At 32.5% G+C, this 25023-nt stretch carries 28 protein-coding genes; 9 read left to right on the top strand and 19 right to left on the bottom strand.

Annotated features, from left to right (window positions below; all coding sequences use genetic code 11):
• A partial coding sequence (locus tag Q0075_RS08335) for a superoxide dismutase (protein WP_297869120.1) occupies positions 1–256 on the top strand: 256 nt, incomplete at its 5' end.
• Positions 257–684: 428 nt separating this feature from the next.
• On the opposite strand, the gene Q0075_RS08330 is transcribed toward Q0075_RS08335, so the two are convergent.
• From Q0075_RS08330 to Q0075_RS08295, 8 genes are all read right to left on the bottom strand, one after another.
• Entirely contained in the window at positions 685–2583 is a 1899-nt protein-coding gene (locus Q0075_RS08330; RefSeq protein ID WP_297869119.1) for an amidophosphoribosyltransferase, read from the bottom strand.
• Between the two features lie 134 nt (positions 2584–2717).
• Positions 2718–3647, bottom strand: a complete 930-nt coding sequence (locus Q0075_RS08325) for a PfkB family carbohydrate kinase (protein WP_297869118.1) — start codon at positions 3645–3647, stop codon at positions 2718–2720.
• Between the two features lie 87 nt (positions 3648–3734).
• Positions 3735–4229 carry a hypothetical protein gene (locus Q0075_RS08320; protein WP_297869117.1) on the bottom strand — a complete coding sequence of 165 codons (495 nt, stop codon included), beginning with the start codon at positions 4227–4229 and terminating at the stop codon, positions 3735–3737.
• Positions 4230–4250: 21 nt separating this feature from the next.
• A complete protein-coding gene (locus tag Q0075_RS08315) occupies positions 4251–5390 on the bottom strand; it encodes a DUF1566 domain-containing protein (protein ID WP_297869116.1) in 1140 nt (379 codons plus the stop codon).
• A gap of 20 nt (positions 5391–5410) precedes the next feature.
• Complete coding sequence (locus Q0075_RS08310) at positions 5411–7660, bottom strand: S8 family serine peptidase (RefSeq protein WP_297869115.1); 2250 nt, start codon at positions 7658–7660, stop codon at positions 5411–5413.
• Positions 7661–7683: 23 nt separating this feature from the next.
• Entirely contained in the window at positions 7684–7998 is a 315-nt protein-coding gene (locus Q0075_RS08305; protein WP_297869114.1) for a hypothetical protein, read from the bottom strand.
• A 55-nt stretch (positions 7999–8053) separates the two neighbouring features.
• Positions 8054–8326 (bottom strand): hypothetical protein, encoded by a 273-nt coding sequence (locus tag Q0075_RS08300; protein ID WP_297869113.1) that lies wholly within the window; start codon positions 8324–8326, stop codon positions 8054–8056.
• Between the two features lie 7 nt (positions 8327–8333).
• Positions 8334–9227, bottom strand: coding sequence for a DUF1036 domain-containing protein (locus Q0075_RS08295; RefSeq protein ID WP_297869112.1), 894 nt, complete (start codon positions 9225–9227; stop codon positions 8334–8336).
• 141 nt (positions 9228–9368) lie between these two features.
• Here Q0075_RS08295 and Q0075_RS08290 point away from each other — a divergent pair, with 141 nt between their 5' ends.
• Positions 9369–9677 (top strand): CRISPR-associated protein Cas4, encoded by a 309-nt coding sequence (locus Q0075_RS08290; RefSeq protein ID WP_297869111.1) that lies wholly within the window; start codon positions 9369–9371, stop codon positions 9675–9677.
• Positions 9678–9701: 24 nt separating this feature from the next.
• Here Q0075_RS08290 and Q0075_RS08285 read toward each other — a convergent pair whose 3' ends face one another.
• The 5 genes from Q0075_RS08285 to Q0075_RS08265 form a co-directional block, all read right to left on the bottom strand.
• Positions 9702–10001, bottom strand: coding sequence for a hypothetical protein (locus tag Q0075_RS08285; RefSeq protein WP_297869110.1), 300 nt, complete (start codon positions 9999–10001; stop codon positions 9702–9704).
• Positions 10002–10004: 3 nt separating this feature from the next.
• Entirely contained in the window at positions 10005–10223 is a 219-nt protein-coding gene (locus Q0075_RS08280) for a DUF2281 domain-containing protein (protein WP_297869109.1), read from the bottom strand.
• Positions 10224–10362: 139 nt separating this feature from the next.
• Positions 10363–11520: an ATP-binding protein gene (locus tag Q0075_RS08275; RefSeq protein ID WP_297869108.1), complete on the bottom strand. Its 1158-nt coding sequence runs from the start codon at positions 11518–11520 to the stop codon at positions 10363–10365.
• Positions 11521–11663: 143 nt separating this feature from the next.
• Entirely contained in the window at positions 11664–12143 is a 480-nt protein-coding gene (rnhA, locus tag Q0075_RS08270) for a ribonuclease HI (protein WP_297869107.1), read from the bottom strand.
• 11 nt (positions 12144–12154) lie between these two features.
• A complete protein-coding gene (locus tag Q0075_RS08265) occupies positions 12155–12718 on the bottom strand; it encodes a phosphoribosylglycinamide formyltransferase (RefSeq protein ID WP_297869106.1) in 564 nt (187 codons plus the stop codon).
• A gap of 173 nt (positions 12719–12891) precedes the next feature.
• Between Q0075_RS08265 and Q0075_RS08260 the strand changes: the two genes are divergently transcribed.
• The 5 genes from Q0075_RS08260 (at position 12892) to pyk (ending at position 17317) form a co-directional block, all read left to right on the top strand.
• Positions 12892–13128 carry an acyl carrier protein gene (locus tag Q0075_RS08260; RefSeq protein WP_007137004.1) on the top strand — a complete coding sequence of 79 codons (237 nt, stop codon included), beginning with the start codon at positions 12892–12894 and terminating at the stop codon, positions 13126–13128.
• A gap of 176 nt (positions 13129–13304) precedes the next feature.
• Positions 13305–14558, top strand: coding sequence for a beta-ketoacyl-ACP synthase II (gene fabF / locus Q0075_RS08255; protein WP_297869105.1), 1254 nt, complete (start codon positions 13305–13307; stop codon positions 14556–14558).
• Positions 14559–14560: 2 nt separating this feature from the next.
• Entirely contained in the window at positions 14561–15304 is a 744-nt protein-coding gene (gene rnc, locus Q0075_RS08250; RefSeq protein ID WP_297869104.1) for a ribonuclease III, read from the top strand.
• A 103-nt stretch (positions 15305–15407) separates the two neighbouring features.
• Positions 15408–15881, top strand: coding sequence for an IPExxxVDY family protein (locus tag Q0075_RS08245; protein ID WP_297869103.1), 474 nt, complete (start codon positions 15408–15410; stop codon positions 15879–15881).
• A 5-nt stretch (positions 15882–15886) separates the two neighbouring features.
• Positions 15887–17317 carry a pyruvate kinase gene (gene pyk, locus Q0075_RS08240; RefSeq protein ID WP_297869102.1) on the top strand — a complete coding sequence of 477 codons (1431 nt, stop codon included), beginning with the start codon at positions 15887–15889 and terminating at the stop codon, positions 17315–17317.
• 170 nt (positions 17318–17487) lie between these two features.
• On the opposite strand, the gene Q0075_RS08235 is transcribed toward pyk, so the two are convergent.
• The 3 genes from Q0075_RS08235 to Q0075_RS08225 all read right to left on the bottom strand — a co-directional run bounded on the left by Q0075_RS08235 (position 17488) and on the right by Q0075_RS08225 (position 21213).
• Positions 17488–18003, bottom strand: coding sequence for a PAS domain-containing protein (locus tag Q0075_RS08235; protein WP_297869101.1), 516 nt, complete (start codon positions 18001–18003; stop codon positions 17488–17490).
• Between the two features lie 81 nt (positions 18004–18084).
• Entirely contained in the window at positions 18085–19182 is a 1098-nt protein-coding gene (dinB, locus tag Q0075_RS08230; RefSeq protein ID WP_297869100.1) for a DNA polymerase IV, read from the bottom strand.
• A 3-nt stretch (positions 19183–19185) separates the two neighbouring features.
• Complete coding sequence (locus tag Q0075_RS08225) at positions 19186–21213, bottom strand: recombinase (protein WP_297869099.1); 2028 nt, start codon at positions 21211–21213, stop codon at positions 19186–19188.
• A gap of 78 nt (positions 21214–21291) precedes the next feature.
• On the opposite strand from Q0075_RS08225, the gene Q0075_RS08220 reads away from it, so the two are divergent.
• Together Q0075_RS08220 and Q0075_RS08215 are read left to right on the top strand one after the other, a co-directional pair.
• Entirely contained in the window at positions 21292–21759 is a 468-nt protein-coding gene (locus tag Q0075_RS08220) for a CYTH domain-containing protein (protein WP_297869098.1), read from the top strand.
• A gap of 1 nt (position 21760) precedes the next feature.
• A complete protein-coding gene (locus Q0075_RS08215) occupies positions 21761–22192 on the top strand; it encodes a YciI family protein (RefSeq protein ID WP_297869097.1) in 432 nt (143 codons plus the stop codon).
• Between the two features lie 2 nt (positions 22193–22194).
• Here the strand turns inward: Q0075_RS08215 and Q0075_RS08210 are convergent, their stop codons facing one another.
• The 3 genes from Q0075_RS08210 to Q0075_RS08200 all read right to left on the bottom strand — a co-directional run bounded on the left by Q0075_RS08210 (position 22195) and on the right by Q0075_RS08200 (position 24981).
• A complete protein-coding gene (locus Q0075_RS08210; protein ID WP_297869096.1) occupies positions 22195–22695 on the bottom strand; it encodes a septal ring lytic transglycosylase RlpA family protein in 501 nt (166 codons plus the stop codon).
• Between the two features lie 45 nt (positions 22696–22740).
• Complete coding sequence (locus tag Q0075_RS08205) at positions 22741–23166, bottom strand: hypothetical protein (RefSeq protein WP_297869095.1); 426 nt, start codon at positions 23164–23166, stop codon at positions 22741–22743.
• Between the two features lie 99 nt (positions 23167–23265).
• Positions 23266–24981: a TonB-dependent receptor gene (locus Q0075_RS08200; RefSeq protein WP_297869094.1), complete on the bottom strand. Its 1716-nt coding sequence runs from the start codon at positions 24979–24981 to the stop codon at positions 23266–23268.
• Positions 24982–25023: the final 42 nt, after the last annotated feature.

Genomic DNA, 25023 nt, shown 5'->3' with positions numbered 1-25023 from the left:
AGGAGCTACTCGTTTTGGTTCAGGATGGGCTTGGTTATGTGTGAAAGATGGAAAACTAGAAGTTTGTTCTACTCCAAACCAAGACAATCCATTAATGCCAGGTGTTGCTTGTGGCGGACAACCCATCTTAGGAATGGATGTTTGGGAACATGCTTACTATTTGCATTATCAAAACCGTCGTCCTGATTATATTGAAGCGTTCTTTAATGTAATTAATTGGGCTGAAGTTGCAAAACGTTTTGCTGCAGCAAAATAATTCAAGATAAACAAAATTAAAAAAGGCGAGGATTTTTCAATCCTCGCCTTTTTTGTTACCCAATTTATTAAAATAAAAAAGGTGAAATTACTTTCACCCTTTTTGCCCCAAATCTACCATAAAACTTAACCTACTAATTTTCTGGTATATCTAAATTATGAATTGATTTCTCGTTTGCCTAAAAAAATTGTTGAAAAGCAAAAAAAGACGACGAAATGCATGTTTTACAAAATGAAATGATTTTTTTATGATTTTTATAACAAAAAATATTAAAAAAATAAAAAGGTACGCATTGCGTACCCTTTTTGCCCCAAATCTACCATAAAACTTAACCTACTAATTTTTTGGTACTGCTAAAGTAGAGTAAGAAATTATATTACTATAAAAAAATTGTTAAACGAAATAAAAAGTCGATGAAACGCATTTTTTTAATATGCGCGAGCATCTTTTCCTTCATAAAAATTCATAAATGCTCTATTTACCACACGGTTTCCTCCATTTGTTGGATAATCTCCTGTAAAATACCAATCTCCTAAATTCTTAGGACAAGCTTTATGCAAATCTTCTACTGTTTGGTAAATAATTTTTACGTGTGCCTTTGTGTCTTCAGGCGTAAGCATTTCAGCAATTTTATCTGAAACCTCTTGATCTGTGAAAGGTGCATAAATTTCTTTTACATAATTCACTACATCAGCATCTCTAAAATCTTCTTGTGCTTTCGATTTTTGATACACTTCTTCTACAATATGATATAAATTGCGTTCTTTCAACAATTCTAAGGCTGCTCTAAAAGCTACTAATCCTTCTAATTTCGCCATATCGATTCCGTAACAATCAGGATAACGAATTTGTGGTGCTGAAGAAACCACGACAATTTTCTTTGGATGCAAACGATCCATCATTTTAATGATACTTTGTTTTAAAGTAGTTCCTCTTACAATACTATCATCAATAATCACTAAATTATCAGTTGGCTTTACTACGCCATAAGTTACATCGTAAACGTGAGCAACTAAATCATCTCGACTACTATCTTCTGTAATAAAGGTTCTTAATTTTGCGTCTTTAATTGCAATTTTTTCGGTTCTAATTTTAACTGAAAGTAATTCTTTCAACTTATCTTCGGTCAAGGTAGCTTTTTGATCAATAATTGCTTTGGCTTTTCTTTGATTTAAAAAATCTTGAGCTGCTTCGGACATTCCGTAAAAAGAAGTTTCTGCTGTATTTGGAATATATGAAAAAACGGTATTGTCTGTGTCGTTATCGATAGCTTTTAAAATACTTGGGAAAATCAATCTTCCTAGTTCTTTTCGCTCTTGGTAGATTTCGGCATCACTTCCACGAGAGAAATAAATTCGTTCAAACGAACACGCTTTCTTTACCAATGGAGTTCTAACTTCTTCAATTGAAACTTTACCATTTTTCTTAATGATAATAGCACTTCCAGGATTTAATTCTTGAATTTTATCAAATCCAACATTAAAAACGGTTTGAATTACTGGACGTTCTGAAGCTACTACGACTATTTCGTCATCTTCATAAAAAAAAGCCGGACGAATTCCAGCAGGATCGCGCATAACAAATGAATCACCATGACCTAATAAACCCGCCATAGCATAACCACCATCCCAATTACGAGAAGCGCGTTCTAAAATACGTTGGATATTCAATCGTTCCCCGATAATTGGAGAAGCATCTTTTTTTGAATACCCTTCATTCTTACATTCTTTATATAAATGGGTTACTTCATCATCTAAGAAATGACCTATTTTCTCCATTACAGTTACGGTATCCGCCATTTGTTTTGGATGCTGGCCCAAATCAATAAGATTTTGAAACAACTCCTTAACATTCGTCATGTTGAAGTTCCCCGCTACGATTAAATTTCGGTGCATCCAATTGTTTTGACGTAAAAATGGGTGAACACTTTCAATGCTATTTTTACCAAAAGTTCCATATCGAACGTGACCTAAAAACACTTCTCCTAAATATGGAATATTTTGTTTTTGAAGCATCACATTATCTTGATATTCTGGATGTTCTTCCAACTCTCGACTGATTCTGTCGTTAATTTGAGCAAAGATATCTTTTATAGGTTGAGGATCATTAGAGCGTATACGACTAATATATCGCTCACCTGGATTTACATCCAATTTGATACTTGCTAATCCAGCACCGTCTTGACCGCGGTTGTGTTGCTTTTCCATTAATAAATACATTTTTTGTACTCCATAGAAAGCTGATCCGTATTTTTCTTTGTAGAATTCTAACGGTTTTTTTAATCGAAGAAGGGCAATTCCACACTCGTGTTTGATTGCATCACTCATAAGTAGTTGTGTTGTTGTAGGTTGTTGTATTTTCTTTTTTAACACATAGATTCATAGAAAATCAAACTATATCTCTATGTGTTTTATTTATTATTTTTCAAACAAAAAATGCCCCGAAAATTCGAGGCACGTTTTTATTCGTCTAATTCAATTTCAAATTGTGTTAAAGATTTGAATTGCTGTAAACGTGTGTTTACCTCTTTTCTATCTAAATTTTCCATTCTTTCAGTTCCAAATCTTTCCACGCAGAAAGACGCTAAGTTAGAACCATAAATAATGGCATTTTTCATATTTCCAAATGAAATGTTTTCTGATTGCGCAATGTAACCTGCAAAACCACCAGCAAAAGTATCACCAGCACCTGTTGGATCAAACACTTCTTCTAATGGTAAAGCTGGAGCAAAGAATACATCTTTATTATGGAACAATAAGGCTCCATGTTCCCCTTTTTTGATAACCACGTATTTTGGTCCCATCGTATGAATTTTAGCTGCCGCTTTTACCAAAGAATATTCTCCTGATAACTGACGCGCTTCTTCATCGTTGATAGTGATTACATCTACACGTTTAATAACATCTAATAATTCTGGTAAAGCACAATCCATCCAAAAGTTCATGGTGTCTAAAACAACTAATTTAGGTCTTTCAGACATTTGGTTTAAAACCCCTGATTGTACAATTGGGTGTAAGTTTCCTAATAAAACTACATCAGAATTTTTATAGGCTTGTGGTACCACTGGATTAAAATCGGCCAAAACATTTAATTCTGTAACTAAAGTGTCACGAGAATTTAAATCGTTGTGGTATTTTCCACTCCAAAAGAACGTTTTCCCACCTTTTACGATTTCAATTCCTTCGATATTTACTCCTTTACTTTCTAATAAATCTAAATATTCCTTTGGAAAATCTTCACCAACCACAGAAACTACTGCTGCATCTACATTAAAAAAGTTAGAAGCTAAACCAATGTAAGTTGCGGCTCCACCTAAAATTTTATCTGTTTTCCCGAAAGGGGTTTCAATAGCATCAAAAGCTACTGTTCCTACTATCAATAATTTGTTCATCAATATGAATTTGAAATAAGGCGCAAAGATAAGTTTTTGTTTAGAAGTTTAAAAGTATAAACCCTAAATTAAATTCTGAAGATTTTCTTATTCCAAATTAAGTTGATTTTTAAAAGTCCTTCTATAATAATTTAAACCTTTTTCATCGATTAGTTGTTTAGTTTTTGGATTATAATTCCAAAAAAGCAAAGTGTCTTTATCTATTTCACTGTAAATACCAATTATTTTATATGGATTTAAAGTGTCTCTTTCCCAATAAAAATTATAATCTGAGGATTCGTTATTAGATATTGCTTTTTTATCTTTATTAATGTAAACCAAAATTTTTCCTGAATAAAAGTCAAACACAACATACTTTTTTTGATTATTTATTGTTGTTTCCCAATAATTCCCATAATCTGCCACTACTTCATGATACAGCAAACTGTCTTCTTCTGACAAACTCATTTCTATTTTAGATGGAGGTGTATCATATTCTTGAATGGCAATTGTACCATCTTTTACCTGTTTTACTTTTTGGTTGTTTTGGCAGGAGAGAAATGAAATAAACACAGTAAAAGCTATATAACTACCTATTCTCATCTTTATTCAAACAAGTTAAAATTAGAATGACCTTACCGCCCTCACATTCGCAACCGTATTCTTTGCACCTATTAAATTAGCACTTCCGCTTGTAAAATTTGAATAATAAGCATTTGTCCCAGAAAATTCACTTGAGCTCCAGTAATTTGCGCTTGAAAATCCACCAATAGCATTTTTATTAAGTATCATTTTACTCATTTCTTCTCTACTTGGTAAATACCAATCACTATAGCCATTTAACACTAAATCAAAACACAATTTAGCCGCATAAGTTCCACTACCATAGACATTAACTATTGTGTTTGTATTTGAATTTCCTGTTCCTAAAGCTGTTCCAGTAGCTCCTGTTGACACAGTACTTCCACCCCAATTCCAAGTAATATTTATAATTTGGTCTGTGGTTGCAGAAATTAAACCATGAAACTCACCTGCAACATAACCTGGGTCACCAGGCTGTAAAATATAAGCAATAACGCCTCCTTGATAAGTTTGTCCTATTGTTGGCATTGTAGTAAAACTTATTTCATTCCCGTAAGCTGTACCAGCACTATTTGTTGCATAAGCTCTAATATAATATTGTGTATTTGGAGACAAACCAGTAATATTACTTGTAAAAGCACCTGTTCCTGTGCCGTCAGTAGTTTTAGTTGATAATGCAACTGTTGGATTTTGAGAAGTACTCCAAACTACACCTCTTGCAGTAACCGATGCTCCTCCATCAGAAGTTATATTACCTCCAGAATTAGCAGTTGTAGGCATAATAGATGTTATAGTTGAAGTTGTAACAGTCGGAAGTGCAATTGGAGTTGGAATTGATATCGTAAATTCATTTGAATAATTGGTTGAATTACCAATTGCATTATACGAATATACTCTATAAGTATATGTTTGTCCAGTTGCAACACTTGCATCAGTATATGTGGTAATATTTGAACCCACTGTACTTATTAAACTATAAGTGCCTGCACCTACTTTTCTCTCTATTTTAAATCCTGTTTCATTTGTTGCATTATCCACCCAAGATAAAGTAACCTGACTATTTAAAAGAACGCCTGTTAAATTGGTTGGGGCTAAAGGCGCAACTTCTGTAACTGAATCATCACTTGAAGAACAACCTAATAGTATTGTGGTTAATAAAATAGCTAAAAATTTTGGTTTCATTGTATTCATATTTTCTTGATTTACTGTTTAACAATCCTAACCGTTTTATTTACTTTCTCCCCTCTAAAATTTAGGATGTACAAGCCACTTTGTAGTTCGGTTAAATCTAATTCTTCTTGCTCTAAAACGGCATTAAAACTGCCTTCTTTTACTTTTTGCCCTAAGGTGTTGTAAATTTCATAAGACGACACATACTCTTTTGAAGTGATGAAAATTTTTGAAGACGTTGGGTTGGGGTACACAATGAAATTATTTGTGGTATCGAAAGTATCTACGTTTAAAGCTTGTTCAATTAATTGCATACCAGCTAAAGCATCTATTTTACCATAACCCCACTTTACATTAGGTGGTGTTGAATAGGTTGTGCCATAAAATAGGAATGGATCTGATACAGGCGATTGAGTAATTGCAGTATTAGCAATAATTGACCTTACATTATTTACAGTAAGTTGAGGAAATGCTTGTAGCCATAATGCTACAATACCTGTTACAACTGGAGCGGCCATTGAAGTACCTTGCATTTTACCATAAGAATGTGTACCATAAGGATTGGTTACATCGCTAAAACTTATTCCACCAGATTGATAAGTGGTGTCAAATGAGTTTAAAGAAGAAACAATTCTATTTCCTGGCGCAGTTACATCTGGTTTGATTAAAAAATCTGTACGAGGTCCTTTGCTTGAAAAAGACGAAAGAGTTCCGTTTATTCCAGGAAAAGGATTTTCATTTGTTACATTATAAGAACCAACTGTTATTACTCCACTTGCATTGCCTGGCTCAGTGATTGAAAAAAAATCATCTCCTTCCGTAAAATTAAAACCTGTTGGATTATAAAATTCACATTCATTACACCATGAATGAATTGTGTCATCGATAGATTGTATTGAAACAACCAAAAAATCAGTTGAAGTATCATTTAGGGTATTACATGTAATTCTTAAATGAGGTCTATTGTTCAATGGATTTATTTCTGAACTTAATGTAATGAACCAATTATCATCATTAAATAAACCAGAATCAACATCAACTAAAGTGTATGGATTTTGAAAGTTTAAATTACCATTAACAATGAATTGAAGCACATTTGTGGATTCAAAAGTTTGAGTTGAGATATTATAAACCCCAATAGTAATACCAAAAGCACTATTAGCTCCTTGATTATTTCCCCAAATATCAATTTTGGAAGAACCATTATTTACATTATTCAAAATAAATTTAGTTTGATTACCTGTAAAAACATTAACAACATGTTTCTTTTTAGCGCCATCATTACCTGCAGACTTAACCAAAATCAATCCTTGATTTGTTGCAAATGAATTTAATCCTGTACTTAATAAATCAGTACCATCATGTGGACCAAGATTTGTACCAAAACTCATATTGATTACAGCTGGCTTATTGACCGAATTTGCATAATTTTTTATATAATTGATTGCATCAATTAATTTTGTACTATTTGCTGTTCCTGCAATTTCCCCATCTAAATCACTTGCATTTGAAACTAAAATTATATCTGCATCAGGAGCCATTCCTTTTAATAAATTAGGATTTCCATTTCCAGAACCAGTAGCAATTCCCGTAACGTGTGTACCGTGAGAGAAATTTGGCATATCGTATAACTCATTTATTATTGCTTGTGAGCCAATAAACTGTGAACCATAATTAAATGGACTAGGTGAATTACCATTTGAATTATTTTGCTCCCAAACTCTGGAAATTCTTAAATTTCCATTACTATCTTTAAAATTTGGATGTGTATAATCAAAACCATTATCTATAACGCCAACAACTACACCTATTCCTGTATAGGATTGACTTAAACCTGTACCTGAGTGCACAGAATTCGTATTAGTTGTATTTCTTGCATTACTTACTTCTAATTCTAATTTTTCACCTATATCAGCATATTTTAAACATTGCATACTTTCTAAAAGGGGTAAGTCTTGTACTTTAATAAATGCTGTTGAAATATTATCAGATATTTTAGAAATATCAGATAAAATATTTGAGCTATTAAAATTTGTACAATCTCCATCAAATAAAAGTGTAATTCTTAATAAACTATTCAAATTTACCTCTGTAATAGAATTGTTTTTATTTTGTTTCGCTTGTAATAAAATAGATTTTGTAACAAGTGAAAGTTTAGAATTTTCTGATTTACTATCAATTTTTATAATTCTTGATTCATCAGTAAAAATTTGTTGTGAAAATAGGTTAATGCTTAATAAAAGCATTAGAAGATTTAGTAAAAGGGTAATTTTGTTTTTCATGATTGATTTTATTATTGATTTTTTTAGTTGTAAATATTTAATATCTTTTCCTCAGCATCTTTTATATTAGTGCCACTTTTAATAATACAATCCCCTATTTTATTTAAAACGCTCTCATTCTCTATACTTTGTTCTGAGTTGCTAATTCCTAAAATTATTTTTTCGTGATTTATTACTTTAAACCATGCCCAAAAAATTGGTGACTCAGTTTCAGTAAAATATCCATTTACAAGGATTAAATTTCCTAAAGAAATATCTATAACGTTATCTTTTATTTCAAATAAATCACTTGAAAAGATTAAAGTCTTAAACTTTATTATGTTTATTTTCTTATTCATTTTATTAATCATTAAATTTTTCCATTGCTTCTTTTTGCAAGTCTTCAATAGATTTTTAAGGGTTTACTTGTTTAATACTATTTATTGGTTCAAAAAGATAAGATGGATTGTTATTTTCGTTTTTAAAAACCGCATAAACTGTTAAAGGTTCTAATTTGTTATTAAATTCCTCTAAATTTTTACCATTATTTTGGATATACATTTTTCTAAAATTTTCAAAATCATTTGAACCAATATTTGGCATTAATATATACTCATATACAGGTAATAAATGAGGTTCAAAAAGAGTTTCATCAATAGATTTGTTTAGTTTTTCTAATGTTATCATATTCTTTTTAATTAAAAGTCCATTTATTTACACCGGGAACTACATTTCTTTTAGTAAACTTCTTTTTACTCCAACAATCTTTAGTATCGGCAAATTTTATTTTAAAAGCTTGAGTAGCATCAACACAAAATTGCCCATCACCAGACCCCCATTCGGTTACTAATCCTTGTCGTCCTCTTATATAGATATTACCTGTGTAATTTCCAATATCAATTGTTCTATTACTATATGGCTGTATTGTATACCACCCTACTGAAGTCCAGCATTTGTCGTTATTGTCATAATAGGCATAACAAGCACTAATTTCAGAACCTGTATTATTGTAAAACTCTATTAAAGTAGAAGCTTGAGAAGTTGGAGTATTATAAGTTGTTTGAGGGGCAATTTGAACAGCATTAGAATTATTGGAAGACAATAAATACAATTCAGGTTCTCCGTCTAGAAAAAAACGCTTTAAGTAAGTATAATCTAATCTATCATTGGAAATATCTTTAAAATAACTCACTGGCATCATGGCATTAGTAGCATCACCCATTTTTGGTTGGTCTATATCTCCAGCAGCGTTTATTAAAACACTTAATTTATCTGGATTATAAGTTTGCCCAAATGAATTTGTTATAAATCTAACTGCATAACCAGAAGCAGTTATATAAGTGTTCCCATCTGGGAGCGATTGCTTTTCAATACTTAATCGTTGATTTATAACTATGTAATTCCCGTTTATTGTGTAAGCAACTCTCATATAATTATTTCCATAACTATATGTATCATTAAGTATCATTAAACAATCATACTTAATATTCCCTGCATAAAAAGTAATTTCACAAATTGTTGTTTTTGCTTCAGTTTTATTTGAAATCAAAAAAAATGATAAAATCAATATTCCTAATATTTTTTTCATAAGTATTTATTTTTTAAACCTTTTAACTTCACAAATCTAATAAATAATTTTATCATATTTTACAAATATTTCCCCATTAGTTTACATATATGTATAAAATACGTAATTTTACGTACTCACAAGTGAGCATAATTTTGTATTATGCAACATCGAGGCGAAATAATCAAAGAGGCAGTGTATAAAAGTGGCTTTCCCATAACAGAGCTAGCCAAACGTATGGGAAAAAGTAGAAGATGGGTTTATTTGCTGTTTGAAAACCCTACAGTTTCTATAGATACTGTTTTACAAATAGGGTCTATACTACATTATGACTTTTCAGATGAAATTGAAACACTAAAACCTCACGTTTTGAATGATACTAGTCTAAATTACTCTAAAGAAGAAGCGTATTGGAAAAACAAGTATTTGAAGTTATTGGAAGAATACAACGAATTACTTAAGAAAAAGTAATCTATAACAACTTTGCTTCTAAATTTATTTTATCCAATGATCAGAAGGATTCAAATAAGTTGAAAGGACCGCATATAAATGAATTGTTTTATTTACCTCGTCAACTTTAAAATGAATCATGTATTTAAAAGTCTTCATCGGTAAACAATGAATATCATTATATCTAACTTGAAAATTTGGTGTTTTTTGCAGGTGTTCTATAGTTGTTCTATATTCTGTTAAGAATTTTTTACCCAAACCTTTTCTTCTGGAGTTTAAAAAATCTCGCACCTCTTTTAAATCATCCTTAACTTTTGGGTCTGCAAGAATGGTATACTTAATCATTAATTAGCTTTCCAAATTATCAATCATTTCAAATGCGTCAACAGGCTTGTTGTTTAATTTTATTCGCTTTGAAACTTCATCCTTGTGCCATTGTGGAACTGAATTTTCTTCTTGAGCATATTTGTAAGCTAAAAAATCTATGTAATTTTCCACTTCTTCAATTAAGCTGTCGGGTAAATTTTTCAATTTATCATTTACATATTTTAATGTTGTTGCAGTCATAACAAGTAGAATTAATAATTACAGTAAAAATACAAAAAAAAATGAAATCAAAACAACTTCCCTTCTTCTCTCTCGTAAAACTCATCAACCGATAAGTTGGTTTGTTGTGATGCCATAACAAACTCTTATTTCTAATGAATTATAAATTTATTTCTTTCCAACTCATAATCTTTCCTAAAGTTCTCTCTTGATTAAATAATCCTGTATGAACCACTGATTTAGTTTTGATCAGTTCAGGTTTTAGTTTTTCAAAATAACTTAATCCTTTGAACATTTCGGGCATTATGGTTTCTGATGCTTTAATTTCTACTAAATTTAAAAGCTCGGAGTTTTGCCATATTAAATCTACTTCATGTCCTTCTGCATCGCGCCAAAACCATAAATCTAAAAGTAAATTATAATGATAGTTTATTTTTAGATATTCATTTATAACATAATTTTCAAACAAACTCCCTTTAAAAGCACTTAATTTTACACTTTCCGCTTCATTTAATTTTAGCAAATAACACAATAAACCTGTATCGTAAAAATATAATTTTGAGCTTTTGGTAACACGTTTGTTGAAATTTGAAAAATAAGGTTGTAATTGATATACTATATAACTACTTTCTAAAACCGAAACCCATGACTTAGCAGTAGGTTGTGAAATTCCACATTCATTTGCCAATGAATTTAGATTGAGCAATTGACCTGCTCTTGCCGCACATAGTGAAATAAAATTTCTAAATTGCTTTAAATCTTTTACATGAATGAGTTCCGACAAATCACGTTCAACATACGTTTGTATATAATTAGAATAAAAAACTTTTGATGGAATATCTCTATCATAGATTGCAGGATAAAATCCTTTTTGAAGATTAACGGCATAATCCTCATTTAACCAATTAGCAGCGTCCATTTCTGAAACATCAAATGGCAACAATTTAAATAAAGCAACTCTCCCCGCTAAACTTTGAGTAATATTTTGCATTAAATGAAAATTCTGAGAACCAGACAAAATGTATTGTCCCATAATTTTATCTTCATCTACTTTTGTTTGCAAATAAGAAAACAACTGAGGAACACGTTGTGCTTCATCAAAAATCACATACTTACCGTATTGTTTTAAAAATCCGTTTGGATCATCTTCAGCAAATTTTCTGACATCTAAATTTTCTAAATTCACATACTCATAATCCGAAAAATGAGTTTTTAAAAAGGTCGTTTTGCCAGATTGCCGCGGACCTGTTAAAGCTAAAATAGGATATTTATTTTTATAAACATCCATTTGCGATTTAATTGCTCTATTTTCACTCATAATTAACATTTTAAAGTACAAATATAGAACTTATTTTGAAAATGAATACATTTTCATTTTGAAAATGCAGATACTTGTATTTTGAAAATGCAAATACTTGTATTTTGAAAATGCAGGTAATTGTATTTTGAAAACACAAAATCCTACAACAACTTCCCTTCTTCTCTTTCGTAAAACTCGTCAATAGATAATTTCTCTTGTTGCGATGCCATAACGGCTAACTCATCGCAACGTTCGTTTTGAGGATGATTGTTGTGTCCTTTAATCCATTGAAAATCGACTTGGTGTTTTCGATACACTTTTAAGAAACGCATCCATAAATCGGGATTTTTTTTGGCTTTGAAGTTGATTTTTTCCCACTGAAATACCCAACGTTTTTCCACAGCATCCACCACATATTTCGAATCGGAAACCACTAAAACTTTGGTTTTTGGGTTTTTAAGTTTTTCTAAACCTACAATTACCGCTAATAATTCCATTCTATTATTGGTAGACAATCGAAAACCTTCGTAAAATTCTTTTTTATACGGAGTTCCCACCATTTCCATGACCACGCCATAGCCAGCCGGTCCAGGATTTCCCTTGGCAGCGCCGTCTGTGTATATGTGGACTTCGTGACTCAAGTGAATAGTAATTAGTGATTGGTGATTAGCTTTCCTATTACTTCAGGAAAATATTGATGTTCTAATTCGTGGACTTTATTTGCAATTTCTTCCGCAGTTTTGCAATCTTCGATGTTTACTGATTTTTGAAAAATGAACTCGCCTTCATCGTAATGTTCGTTTACATAATGTATGGTGATTCCGGTTTCTTTTTCTTTATTTTCTAAAACCGCTTGATGCACATTCATGCCATACATGCCTTTTCCGCCATATTTTGGCAATAAAGCAGGATGAATATTGATTACTTTAGGGTATTCTTTTAGTATGGATTCAGGAAATTTTAGTAGAAATCCAGCTAAAACAATTAAATCAGGCTGAAATGAATGCAATTGTTCCAACACAAAACCTTCATTTAACTGCGTTTTATTAAAAACAACTGAAGGAATGTTATGATTTTTTGCGCGATCTAACACTTTGGCTTCAGCCTTGTTAGAAAAAATGGCAACTACTTTTCCAATTTCGCTATTTTTAAAAAACTTAATTATTTCTTCTGCATTGGATCCACTTCCGGAAGCAAAAAGCACAATATTCTTCATTTTAGTATGGATTTCTTCCCACAAAAAAAAGAATAATTATTGGTAAAAAATAAAAAAAAGAAGCCTTTGTGAATATTTTTTTTTATTTTCGTGGTCACATTTAGTAACAAAAAGGTGGTTTTAAAATAAAGTTTTTTATTTTTGCCAACAAATTAAATTAAAAATTAAAGATTATGTCAGACATTGCATCAAGAGTAAAAGCGATTATCGTAGACAAATTAGGTGTTGACGAAAACGAAGTTGTAACAGAAGCAAGCTTCACAAATGATTTAGGAGCTGATTCATTAGACACTGTTGAGCTTATTATGGAGTTCGAAAAAGAATTTGATATTCAAATTCCAGACGACCAAGCTGAAAACATTGCTACTGTAGGTCAAGCTATTTCTTACATCGAAGAAGCTAAAAAATAATAAATAAAACACCCGTGTGCATTTTTTGCATGCGGGTTTTTATTATTTTAAAAAAATTAGACTATTTTTGATTGAATTTCAATCACAATATATTGAAATACCCTTGTCTCTTTATTCATTATAACTAAAGAAAACACGGGTATTATTTGTTTAAACGATTTTTTAAAAATTAGAATATGCAATTAAAGCGTGTTGTTGTAACAGGTCTTGGAGCGTTAACTCCTATTGGAAATACTCTTCAAGAATATTGGGACGGTCTTGTGAACGGAAAAAGTGGCGCTGCCCCTATTACTTATTACGATACTGAAAAGCATAAAACCAAATTTGCTTGTGAAATTAAAAACTTCAATGTTGAAGATTTTATCGACAAAAAAGAGGTTCGCAGAATGGATAAGTTTGCTCAATATGCTATTGTTGCAAGTGATGAAGCCATCAAAGATGCTGGTATTACCTTAGAAAATGTAAATAAACATAGAGTTGGAGTTATTTGGGGAGCTGGGATTGGAGGTTTACAAACTTTCCAAGACGAAGTAATGAGTTATGCCGCTGGTGATGGAACACCGCGTTTTAATCCATTCTTTATTCCTAAAATGATTGCAGATATTGCTCCTGGACACATTTCGATGCGAAATGGGTTCATGGGACCAAACTATACCACGGTATCTGCATGTGCTTCTTCAGCAAATGCTTTAGTAGATGCCTTCAACTACATCCGTTTAGGAATGTGTGATGTTATTGTTTCTGGTGGTTCAGAAGCAGCCGTAACTATTGCAGGTATGGGCGGATTTAACTCAATGCAAGCTTTATCGACTAGAAACGAAAGTCCAGAAACAGCGTCAAGACCATTTGATGCTACTCGTGATGGATTTGTTTTAGGGGAAGGTGCAGGTGCTTTAGTATTAGAAGAGTACGAACATGCGATTGCGCGTGGTGCAAAAATCTACTGTGAAGTAGGTGGTGGTGGTTTATCTTCAGATGCGTATCACTTAACAGCTCCACATCCAGAAGGAATTGGAGTTATTGCTGTTATGGAAAACTGTTTACGTGATGCTGGAATGAAACCAGAAGATGTAGACCATATCAATACTCACGGAACATCAACTCCACTTGGAGATGTTGCTGAGTTAAAAGCAATCAAAGCCGTTTTTGGTGAACATGCTAAAAACATCAATATTAACTCAACTAAATCGATGACAGGTCACTTGTTAGGTGCTGCTGGTGCTATTGAAGCTATTGCTTCTATCTTAGCGATGCAAAACGGAATTGTACCTCCAACGATTAACCATACCACTGTAGACGAAAATATAGATCCATCGTTAAACTTAACTTTAAACAAAGCGCAAAAACGCGAAATTAAAGTAGCTATGAGTAATACTTTTGGTTTTGGTGGACATAACGCTTGTGTTTTATTCAAAAAATTTGAGAACTAAACATGCGTCGTTTATTTAATAAAATACGAAAAAACTCCCGTTCTCAAGAAGACGGGATTTTTTTTGAAAAAATTACGAAAATTCTTGGCTTTCAGCCTAATGAATTAAAATATTACAAAAAAGCATTTACCCATCGTTCCGCTAACAAAGTTGACGAAAAAGGAAATCCATTTAATTATGAACGTTTAGAATTCCTTGGTGATGCCATGTTGGGAAGTGTTATCGCAGCTCATTTATACAACCAAGTTCCTTCGGGCGATGAAGGCTATTTAACAAAAATGCGTTCAAAAATCGTTAGTAGAGAGCATTTGAACGAACTAGGTCGTGATTTTAACTTAGTAAGTTTTGTAGAAAGTAAAGTCAATTCTAGTCAGTTTGGCGAAAACATTCATGGCAATTTATTTGAAGCTTTTATAGGTGCTATTTACTTAGATAAAGGTTTTATCTATTGCGAAAAATTTATCCAAAATAAAATCATTAAACAGTATGTTGACATTGCTAAACTAGAAGGTAAAGTCATCAGTTACAAAAGTTTAATCATCGAATGGTGTCAAAAAGAAAAAGTACCATTCGCCTTTGATTTTATCGAAGATAACGGACAAGAAGGACAAAAATATTTCAGCGTGAAATTGTCGATTAACAACAAAATTGTTGCAAAAGCCAGGGCTACTTCTAAGAAAAAAGCGGAAGAAAAAGCAGCCCAAAGAGCCTATTTTGCCTTTCAAGAAAAAATTTCGAAAAAATAATTCCACTACTCAAACGTTTGAGTTTATAAATTATCGTTAAGAACTGCAAAACAGGTAGTTTTTAACGATTTTTAGCCTTATATTTACGACTTAATTTTGAAAAATGGCCATTCATAAAATTCAAATAAACGATTTTATTTCAGATGATTATGAGTTAATTGCCATTCATTCATCTTTAGAAGATTACAAATTGGCGTATTGCTTAAATAAGGAATTAGGTTTGCAGTTACAAAAAAATGATAACTACATAGAAATTGCCATTCCAGAAGGAAAAAGCGCTTTTGAGAATTTCGCTTTTGATGATGAAAAGAACGATGTAATTTGGACCCTAATCGAAAATAAAACCACGATTATTAATTCAAATAAACAAACAAGTTCTCTTTTTGAACAAGTGGATATCACCGTTTTTTTACTTCCAGAATATAAAAAAGTAGATTATTTGATTAAAATTGAAAATATCGATTATGGCTTTGATGCTGATAAAATCATCGATACCATATTGAAAATCAAAAATGTAACCACTGCTTATTCCGTTGACACAACAAACTTAAAATCAAAAAATAATTTAATTTTTTAATTAAAATGCCGACAAACAAAAAAACTAAAATTGTAGCTACGCTAGGTCCTGCCTGTAGTACAAAAGAAGTGCTTAAAAATATGGTGGATGCCGGAGTTAATGTCTTCCGAATTAACTTTTCACACGCTGATTATACCGATGTTAGTGCTCGTATTGACATGATTAGAGAACTAAACGATGAGTTTGGTTACACTACTTCCATCTTAGCCGATTTACAAGGTCCGAAATTACGTGTAGGTGTAATGAAAGAAGACGTAGTAGTAAGCAAAGGCGACAAAATTACCTTTACTACTGCAGAAGATATCTTAGGAACGGCAGAGCGTGTTTACATGAACTACAAAGAGTTTCCAAAAGATGTAAATCCTGGAGAACGAATCTTATTAGACGACGGGAAATTAATTTTCGAAGTAACTAAAACCGATAAAAACACTGAAGTTGAAGCTGTAGTTGTTCAAGGTGGGCCTTTGAAATCGAAAAAAGGAGTAAATTTACCAAACACAAAAGTTTCACTTCCTGCTTTAACGGAAAAAGATATTCGCGATGCTAAATTTGCTATCGAGAATAATGTAGATTGGATTGCATTATCGTTTGTAAGAACGCCAAAAGACTTAGAAGATTTACAAGATTTGATTGCGGAACATTCGGATCATAAAATTCCAATTATTGCCAAAATTGAAAAGCCAGAAGCTGTTGAAAACATTGATAAAATCGTTGCATTTTGTGATGGTTTGATGGTAGCTCGTGGTGATTTAGGAGTAGAAGTTCCAGCAGAAGAAGTACCATTGATTCAGAAAAAATTGATTCACAGAGCAAAAACAGCTCGTATCCCAGTAATCGTGGCAACACAAATGATGGAAACAATGATTACGTCTTTAACTCCAACACGTGCTGAAGTAAACGACGTAGCGAACTCGGTAATGGATGGAGCAGATGCGGTAATGTTATCAGGAGAAACTTCAGTAGGAAATTATCCTGTAGAAGTAATTCAAACCATGACACGTATTATTGAAAGTGTGGAAGATTCGCCATTAATTAAAGTGCCGTTATCGCAGCCACAAGTAAAAAACCAACGTTATATTACCAAATCGATTTGTTACCACGCTTCGCAAATGGCGGATACCATTAATGCGAAAGCGATTACTACGTTAACTAACTCAGGTTATACGGCATTCCAAATTTCGGCATGGCGACCAAAATCACATATTTTGGTATTTACTTCTAACAAACGTATTTTAACACAATTGAACTTGTTATGGGGCGTTAGAGCTTTCTTTTATGACAAATTGGTTAGTACAGATGACACTGTAGACGATATCAATGTAATTTGTAAAGAAAAGAAATACGTGAAAAAAGGTGATATGGTGGTCAACTTAGCTGCAATGCCTATCGTAGCAAAAGGAATGGTAAACACGATGCGTGTTTCTGAAATAGAATAAGCTTTGCTTTATAGTTATAAAAAACGAGTGCTAGTAATGTAGCACTCGTTTTTATTTTTATTTCCTTTGTCATTCTGAGCTCGTCTCAGAATCTCACAATAAAATTAATAAATTAGAAGCTGAAACGAGTTCAGCTTGACAGAAGTAGTAGTTTTACTATTTGGATAACTTTAAGCCGCTATTTTCTCAAATGCAATAAAATTAGTCACTTCTCCTTTATCGTTAAAAACAGGAAACCCTTTGATGTGACATTTGTATAAAGAACCATCTTTGCAATAGTTGATTACGTTTTTCTCAAATGGAACTTTATTTAAAATGGCTTGTCTGATTTCGAAACTTATATTAGAATCTGTTTCTGGACCTTGAAACATTTTTGGTGAGTTTCCAATAACTTCTTGTGCTTCGTAACCGTTCATTTTTTTGATATTTTTGCTAGCGAAAACAATTTTTAATTGCGCATCCGTTACCACAATAACGGTTTCATCTTGTAAACTTTCTTTGTAATCCCAAACCGATTTCCATTGATTTTTGTTAGCAATTTGATGTAATGAATTCACATCATGAAGCAACACATTAGTTTGCAATAAAAACTGAGAATAAATATCCCAAGACACTAACGGCATTGCTTTTATAGCGCCATTTTCATACTGTTTTGCAAACGCAGCATCGTAAACTTTAAACTCCATACCTTTGTAATTTGGGTTAAAACTAAAAAGAAAAATGAAGCAACATGTTAGAAAAGACAACTTTAACGCTTGTTTAAGTAACTAAAACTCAAACTTCAATTGCACCGAAACACTTTTTTGAGGCAACTCAGTTTTGGTTTTTTCTTCGTTGTTTAGGTTGTGGATGGAAATTCCTAGTAATCTTACGGAGTTTCTTAGGCGTTCTTGGTAAAGTAAATCTTTGGCAACATCTAGAATGATGTTTTTATCACTTACGAAATACGGCAACGTTTTGCTTCTGGTTTGTAAGGAGAAATCGGAGTATTTTATTTTTAGGGTGATGGTTTTTCCTGAGATTTTGCTTTTTTGAAGGCGTTTTTCTAATTCTTTGGCTATGCTTTGCAAACGTTCTTCCATGAAAATTTCGGAAGATAAATTCTCTCCAAAAGTACGTTCCGCACCAACGGATTTTATCTTACGATTTGGTTTAACCGCGCTGTTGTGAATGCCACGACAAATTTGGTAATAATGAAAACCACTGTTTCCAAAGTGTTTCTCTAAATACTCTAAAGTTTTTTGTTTTAAATCATAACCCGTAAAAATTCCCAATTGGTACATTTTTTCAGCCGTTACTTTTCCTACGCCGTAAAACTTTTTGATATCTAATTTTTCTAAAAACGCTTCTACCTCATCTGGATTTACCGTTTTTTGTCCGTTAGGTTTGTTATAATCGGAAGCGATTTTGGCTACGAATTTATTTACTGAAATTCCTGCCGAAGCCGTAAGTCCAACTTCTTCAAAAATGCGCTTTCTGATTTCTTGAGCAATTAATGTCGCGCTGGGATTACCTTTTTTATTTTCGGTAACATCTAAATAGGCTTCATCGAGCGATAACGGTTCGACTAAATCCGTGTAATCGTGGAATATCTTTCTGATTTTTTTGGAAATCTCTTTGTAACGGTCAAATCTTGGTCGCACAAAAATTAAATCGGGACACAATTTCTTCGCTTGAATGCCACTAATCGCACTTCGAACTCCAAATTTTCTAGCTTCGTAACTTGCCGCTGAAACTACACCGCGAACTTCGCTTCCGCCAACTGCCAAAGGTTTCCCTTTCAGCTCAGGATTATCCATTTGCTCTACCGATGCATAAAACGCATCCATGTCCACGTGAATTATTTTTCGGTAGTGTTCGCTCATAACTTATTCGGTAGGAAAAAAGAAACTCATCGGTTTTCTAAAGAAATGTTGTTTTATCGAAGTGATAATCGGGCGTAACTCTGCCAACGGAATATTACGCGAACGAAACGCCAATCCAAGCGACAAACCAAAACTTACTAAAAAGTTCACAAAACCAATAATTCCGATACCTAAAATACCCCAAAATAACATCACATTGTTCACCATGTAATCGGCACCGTAAATGGCTAAAGCTAAGTTTCCGCTGGCAAACGTAATGTGTCGGATGTCTAAATTCAGTCCTAAAAATAATCCAACCGAAGCCGTACTTCCTAAGAAAACTCCGAACCAAAAATTGGAAATAATTCCTGCCCAATAGCGTTCGAACCATTTCGAGATTTTTTCGGCTTTCGCTTTTCCAAAATTTAATTTTAGCAACGGATGTTCTTTGATTCGGTAATAGACATCAAAATGCTTGTCTCGATTCGCAATACTTCCGGAGATAATTCCGGACAAAAACAAGAAAAATCCAGCAATAGCGGCATGAAAAATCGCCATGGAATGCACAGGACTTAAATCGGTGATTAATTTTTCCCATTTAGTCTCTGCAATATTGTAATTGAATGCTAAATCAATTAGCCAAATTCCTAAAAGCGCCACAGGAAAAGCCATCACGACATTTCCAACAAAAGCAATAAATTGGGAACGAAACAATCGAGCAAATAAAATAGCGAAACTTTTGTGTTTTTCAGAATCGTTTCCTTGCTTTTTTAATCCGTCTTCCAAAGCACTAATAAGCGCAGCGGCTGTCATAGCGGGCTGTTTTGTTGCTAATGTAAACCCTAAAATATAAATTGTAATAAATCCAAAAGAATAATTCATACTATAATAAAAAGCATGACCAAAATCGGAAGTTTCAATTTTAGAAAGCATCAATTTAAAAATACACAAAAATCCCACAATCAATCCTCCACCAAGGGCTGCATATAACATTTTGAAATACTCCGTTTTGGATTCGGTAATATAATGTTCGCCTGTTTTTGCAGTATGTTGTGTGATTTCGTAAGACAACAATTGCGTACTTTCGTTGAATAATTTTCTAACGTTAGTTTTTAAGCAATTGTATTTGATGAGTTTTATCGCTAATTCAATTGATTTTGCTTTTTTATCTTCGGGTTTATCGACTACCAAAAGTGGCATCAAAACGCCAACACGATACAATTGTTGTTTGATACGCAATAAGTTTTGGTTCACACGTAGTGAAATTCCATATTTAGAAGAGTTTTGAAAGGCTTTCTCGACAAATTCGTTACATTGTTTATACAACACCAATAACTGCTTGTAATTGATATCAGAAGAATTCGTATAAAATTCTGATTCTTTATTGCGAATCGTATTTTCAATAGCATACAATTCTTTCTCAAAAGCAGCAAACGGACTTTCCAAACCGGCATATTCAGGCACCATTTTCATTACGTCAGATTCCAAGGCTTTTCCGCTTGTTCTTTGCGAAAGCAGATTGATAGCTTGCATCACTTCATACAAAGGCGAATTGACCGCAACGTTTTCATAAATCGTCTCAAATTGAAACAATTCAAAAAGAATTTCCAATTCAGATTTTGGAATTTTATTTATCCAAACGGGATCAGAATCCACATAAAAAACCTGATTTAAAACATATTGTAAGGTATCTTTTGGTGCTTGATAGGGTAGAATTTTAGCAAAAACACGCTTTTTTACTTCGTAAAAGAAATCGGTATCTTGAAGAATTCCGGCATCGGTTAAAATGGTGTCGAAATTTTTGCTTTGTAAAACCGTTTGCAAATACGCTACAAAGTTGATTCGTTCCTTATCGTTATTTGTAAAAAATTCGATAATAGGAAAAAGGCTGATTTGTTCTACCTTCTTAGGGTTTCTAGGACGAATAGCGTTAACCAATTGAACTAAAATATCAATTTCGTTTTCTTCGTTGCGCCACAACTGCAATTCGTTAAAGTATTTCTTAAGAATTACATCGGGAGAAAGATGATTTTTACTTGTAAATAAATTCATAATTTTGGTCATAGATTCGTAAAGATACAAAGAGAAAGTATTTTTTAGTAATTTAGAAGCCTAAATAAATATTAAATTTTGACAGAAATAGAGCGCAAATTTTTGGTTACAGGAACCGATTTTATCTCGGAAAGCACAACTCAGTTTAGAATTGTACAAGGCTATTTGAATTCAAATCCAGAACGAACTGTTAGAGTTAGAATTAAAGGAAACAAAGGTTTTTTAACCATAAAAGGAAAAGGAAACGAATCGGGCATGAGCCGTTTTGAGTGGGAAAAAGAAATCGATATTTCGGAAGCCGAAGCCTTGTTGCTTCTTTGTGAAAAAGGCGCTATTGATAAAATTCGGTACGAAGTTCCAGTGGGAAATCACACCTATGAAGTTGATGTTTTTGCAGATGAAAACGAAGGTTTAATCGTAGCGGAAATAGAACTACAATCGGAAAACGAATCTTTTGAAAAACCGAATTGGTTAGGGAAAGAAGTCACTTCTGACGAACGTTATTACAATGCTTATTTGAGTAATAATCCTTTTAAATCTTGGTAAAATGAAAACACTTTTTGGAATATTGACAGTAGTTATATTGTTTTCTTGCGGTTCAAACACCGTAATTTATCCTGACAAACCGAAAACCAATCACGAAACCTTTAGCTACAAAGAAGGCGATACTACTTATGTGATGCAGAAATATTTCTTAGTGATGCTAAAAAAAGGACCCAATCGCGAACACTCGAAAGAAGAAGCGGCTGAAATTCAAAAAAAACACATGGAACATATCAATTGGTTAGCGAAAACGAATAAAATTAGTATCGCAGGTCCTTCTGATAAAAATGAAACCATTGCTGGATTTTTACTTTTTAATACTGAAACTTTGAAAGAAGCGGATAGTTTGGCTAATCTTGATCCAGCGGTAAAAGCAGGAAGATTAGTTGTAGAAACGGTGCCTTGGTGGGCTTCTAAAGGAAGTAAACTGAAATAAAATTATTCCACAATTTCTAAACTAACTCGCAAAGGTGATCGGCCTTTGTTATGAGAAATATCTAAAAATGGTCGTTTTGCCATATCAATTTCTCTTTTTCTAGTATGTGGCCCTCTGTCGTTTATAGTTACGATGACACTTTTGTTGTTAGCTAAATTTGTAACTTTAACCTTTGTTCCAAATTTTAGGGTTTTATGTGCAGCTGTGTATTTTTTATTGCTAAAAACTTGACCACTTGCGGTTCTCCTTCCATTTAATTTGTCGGAATAATGAGAAGCTTCTACGTTTTTCTTGTATAATTTAGTTTTTAGATTGGCTAAAGAATCGGCAACTCGAATAGAGTCTGATTTTTTTATCGAATCTAAAAGTTTGATGGAATCTTTTTTCTTAACGGTATCATATAAAGAAGCTTTTCTAACGAAACCCGATTTAGTTCTATTAGAAAAGCCCACTAATGCAGCAATAAGTAATACAAATGCAACTATTAAGCTATTTTTCTTCATAATTTATTGATTTTGATTACTTATTACCAAAGATTGTACCAAAGACTAATTGAACCAATTAGCCCAAGGAAGTCTCGATAAGATTAATACTAAACCTAATGTATAGAAAACGGCAATCTTTTTAAATTTTCCGTTGTTGCTTTCTTCCTTTTTGTGTTTTGACCATCCAATTGTGATTAATACTAAAGCAATAATATTAATTAATGGATGTTCTAAAGATGTTAAACGAATGGCCTTATCGCTCATGTTACCTAATTGTTCTAATCCTAACGGAGAAACAAAATACAAAATCAAACCAACTAACAATTGAATGTGGCAGATGATTAAGGTGAATAAAGACAATCGTAAGTCTTTATCAGTAAATAATTTTTTAGAAGTTAATCCAAAAATGGCATTAATTGAAGCTAATACTAAAAGCCCTAAAGCGGCATAAGCTAAGATAGAGTGAACGGATTGAATAGTTTCGTACATACCTAATTTTTTTAAAGTGAATTACAAATATAGGAAATTAAAAAACCTCTTACCCAAAAAAATGAATAAGAGGTTTTCAGTAATTAACTTTAATTTATCTTAGAAGTTATAACGTAATGTAAAGTTCCATGTTCTACCTAAACCGAAGAAACCTTGGTTACCATCAGCCACACCTTTATAAACTCTACCAGCAGATTGATATGTAGGTCCAGAGGTACCACTAATGAATGCTGTTGTTTTAATGTTTGAAGTTAACTCAGAAAGGTAAACTTCATCGAATAAATTGTTAACATTGAATCTAAAATTAACCGAGTTTTGTTTGTCTTTTCCAACTAACATTTTATATGAAATTCCCATATCTACTAAATCATATGATGGTAATTGTAAGTTATTTTTAGCAACTACATTTGCATATAATTTATCGTAATTTCTCCAATCAGCATCAATTGTAAAGCGCTCAAAAATTTCATATTTAGCTCCTAATCCCCAGGTTGTTTGAGCAGCATCACCTACTTTACCTCCGTCATTATCTGTTAGTGTTTCATCTAAGATATTTAAATTTTCATCAAATCTTCTTCTAACAGCACTTCCACTATACTCCCAATTTCCAAGAGACGCAAATCCTTTCACATCTAATTTTTGGATTGGTTTTAATACAAAATCTAATTCTAATCCTGAATGTACTTGTTTAACACCTTGATTTGCAGAAATTACTACATCTCCAGCAACTAAATTTGTAGTACCAATTGTAGTATTTGAAGATAAAACTGTAGATGTTGTTACAACTCTATCTTCCCATGTTGTTCTGTAAGCATTTACACTGGCCGTGAATATTTTAGATTTAAATGTGTACCCTGCTTCTAACCCTAAAACTTTTTCATTTTCAGTTAATGGATTCACTTGGTTAGTAAAATTTAAGTAAATATTGTCATGATACGGCTGACGTGAATAGTATCCTGCAATACCATATACAACATGTTGCTCGTTAAAGTTATATGCAGCACCCCCTTTAACATTAAATCCTACATTATTTACTTTTTTAGAATCTTGGTATTGATCTTGATAATCATAATAATCAAATCTTTGATGAGACTGATTAGAAACAGCTCCTTGGAAGAATGTAGAGAATTTATCATTTGAATATTCTACTTGACCAAAAACACCACCATATGTAATGGTCTCGCTATAATCATAATCAATTTTTTGTTTGTCTGAAGCCGAATTAAAAAACGCATACCATGGATTAATATTGTACGATTGCGTTACAGTATTTGAAGCGCTTGGTAAAGTGTTAGGATTAGGAATAATATGAGTATTATCTCTTAAAAAACGACTTTCGTTCCATCCATTTAATCCTAAGAAATTTGATACCTGACGGTAATGGTCTCCATTATAGGTTCTTAAATCTAAACCAAAATTAACACTTAAGTTTTTGTTAATCTCTTTTTTCAAATTAGAAACCACACCATACCAAGCATGATTATTCATTGAAGCTCTAATTACATAATTAGAAGATGAACCTATACCATCAGCGTCTGCAGAGTTGTTTGCGTAAATTTGATCATAATCAATGTAAGTACTTTGATTTTGACCTGTGTAAGGGTTAAGTTGAGAAATACTTCTTTTACCACTACCATAGTTACCGGTTCCGCCACCTCTACCCCAAGATGCATATAAAACTGTAGATAACTGTGTTGTTTCATTAATATTGAAATCCCAGTTTAAGTTAGCTACAGGCTTGTGATAAAAATTAGTTCTTTCAGAAATATATTGCCCGTTTAAATAACCAAAATTATTATTATACCCGTAGTGCATTATAAAAAAAGTTGCTCAAAACACTAAAAATTAGTACATTGT

Origin of the sequence: uncultured Flavobacterium sp., assembly GCF_937967675.1 — a bacterium.
Lineage (GTDB): Bacteria > Bacteroidota > Bacteroidia > Flavobacteriales > Flavobacteriaceae > Flavobacterium.
This window is presented reverse-complemented; position numbering and strand designations above follow the sequence as displayed.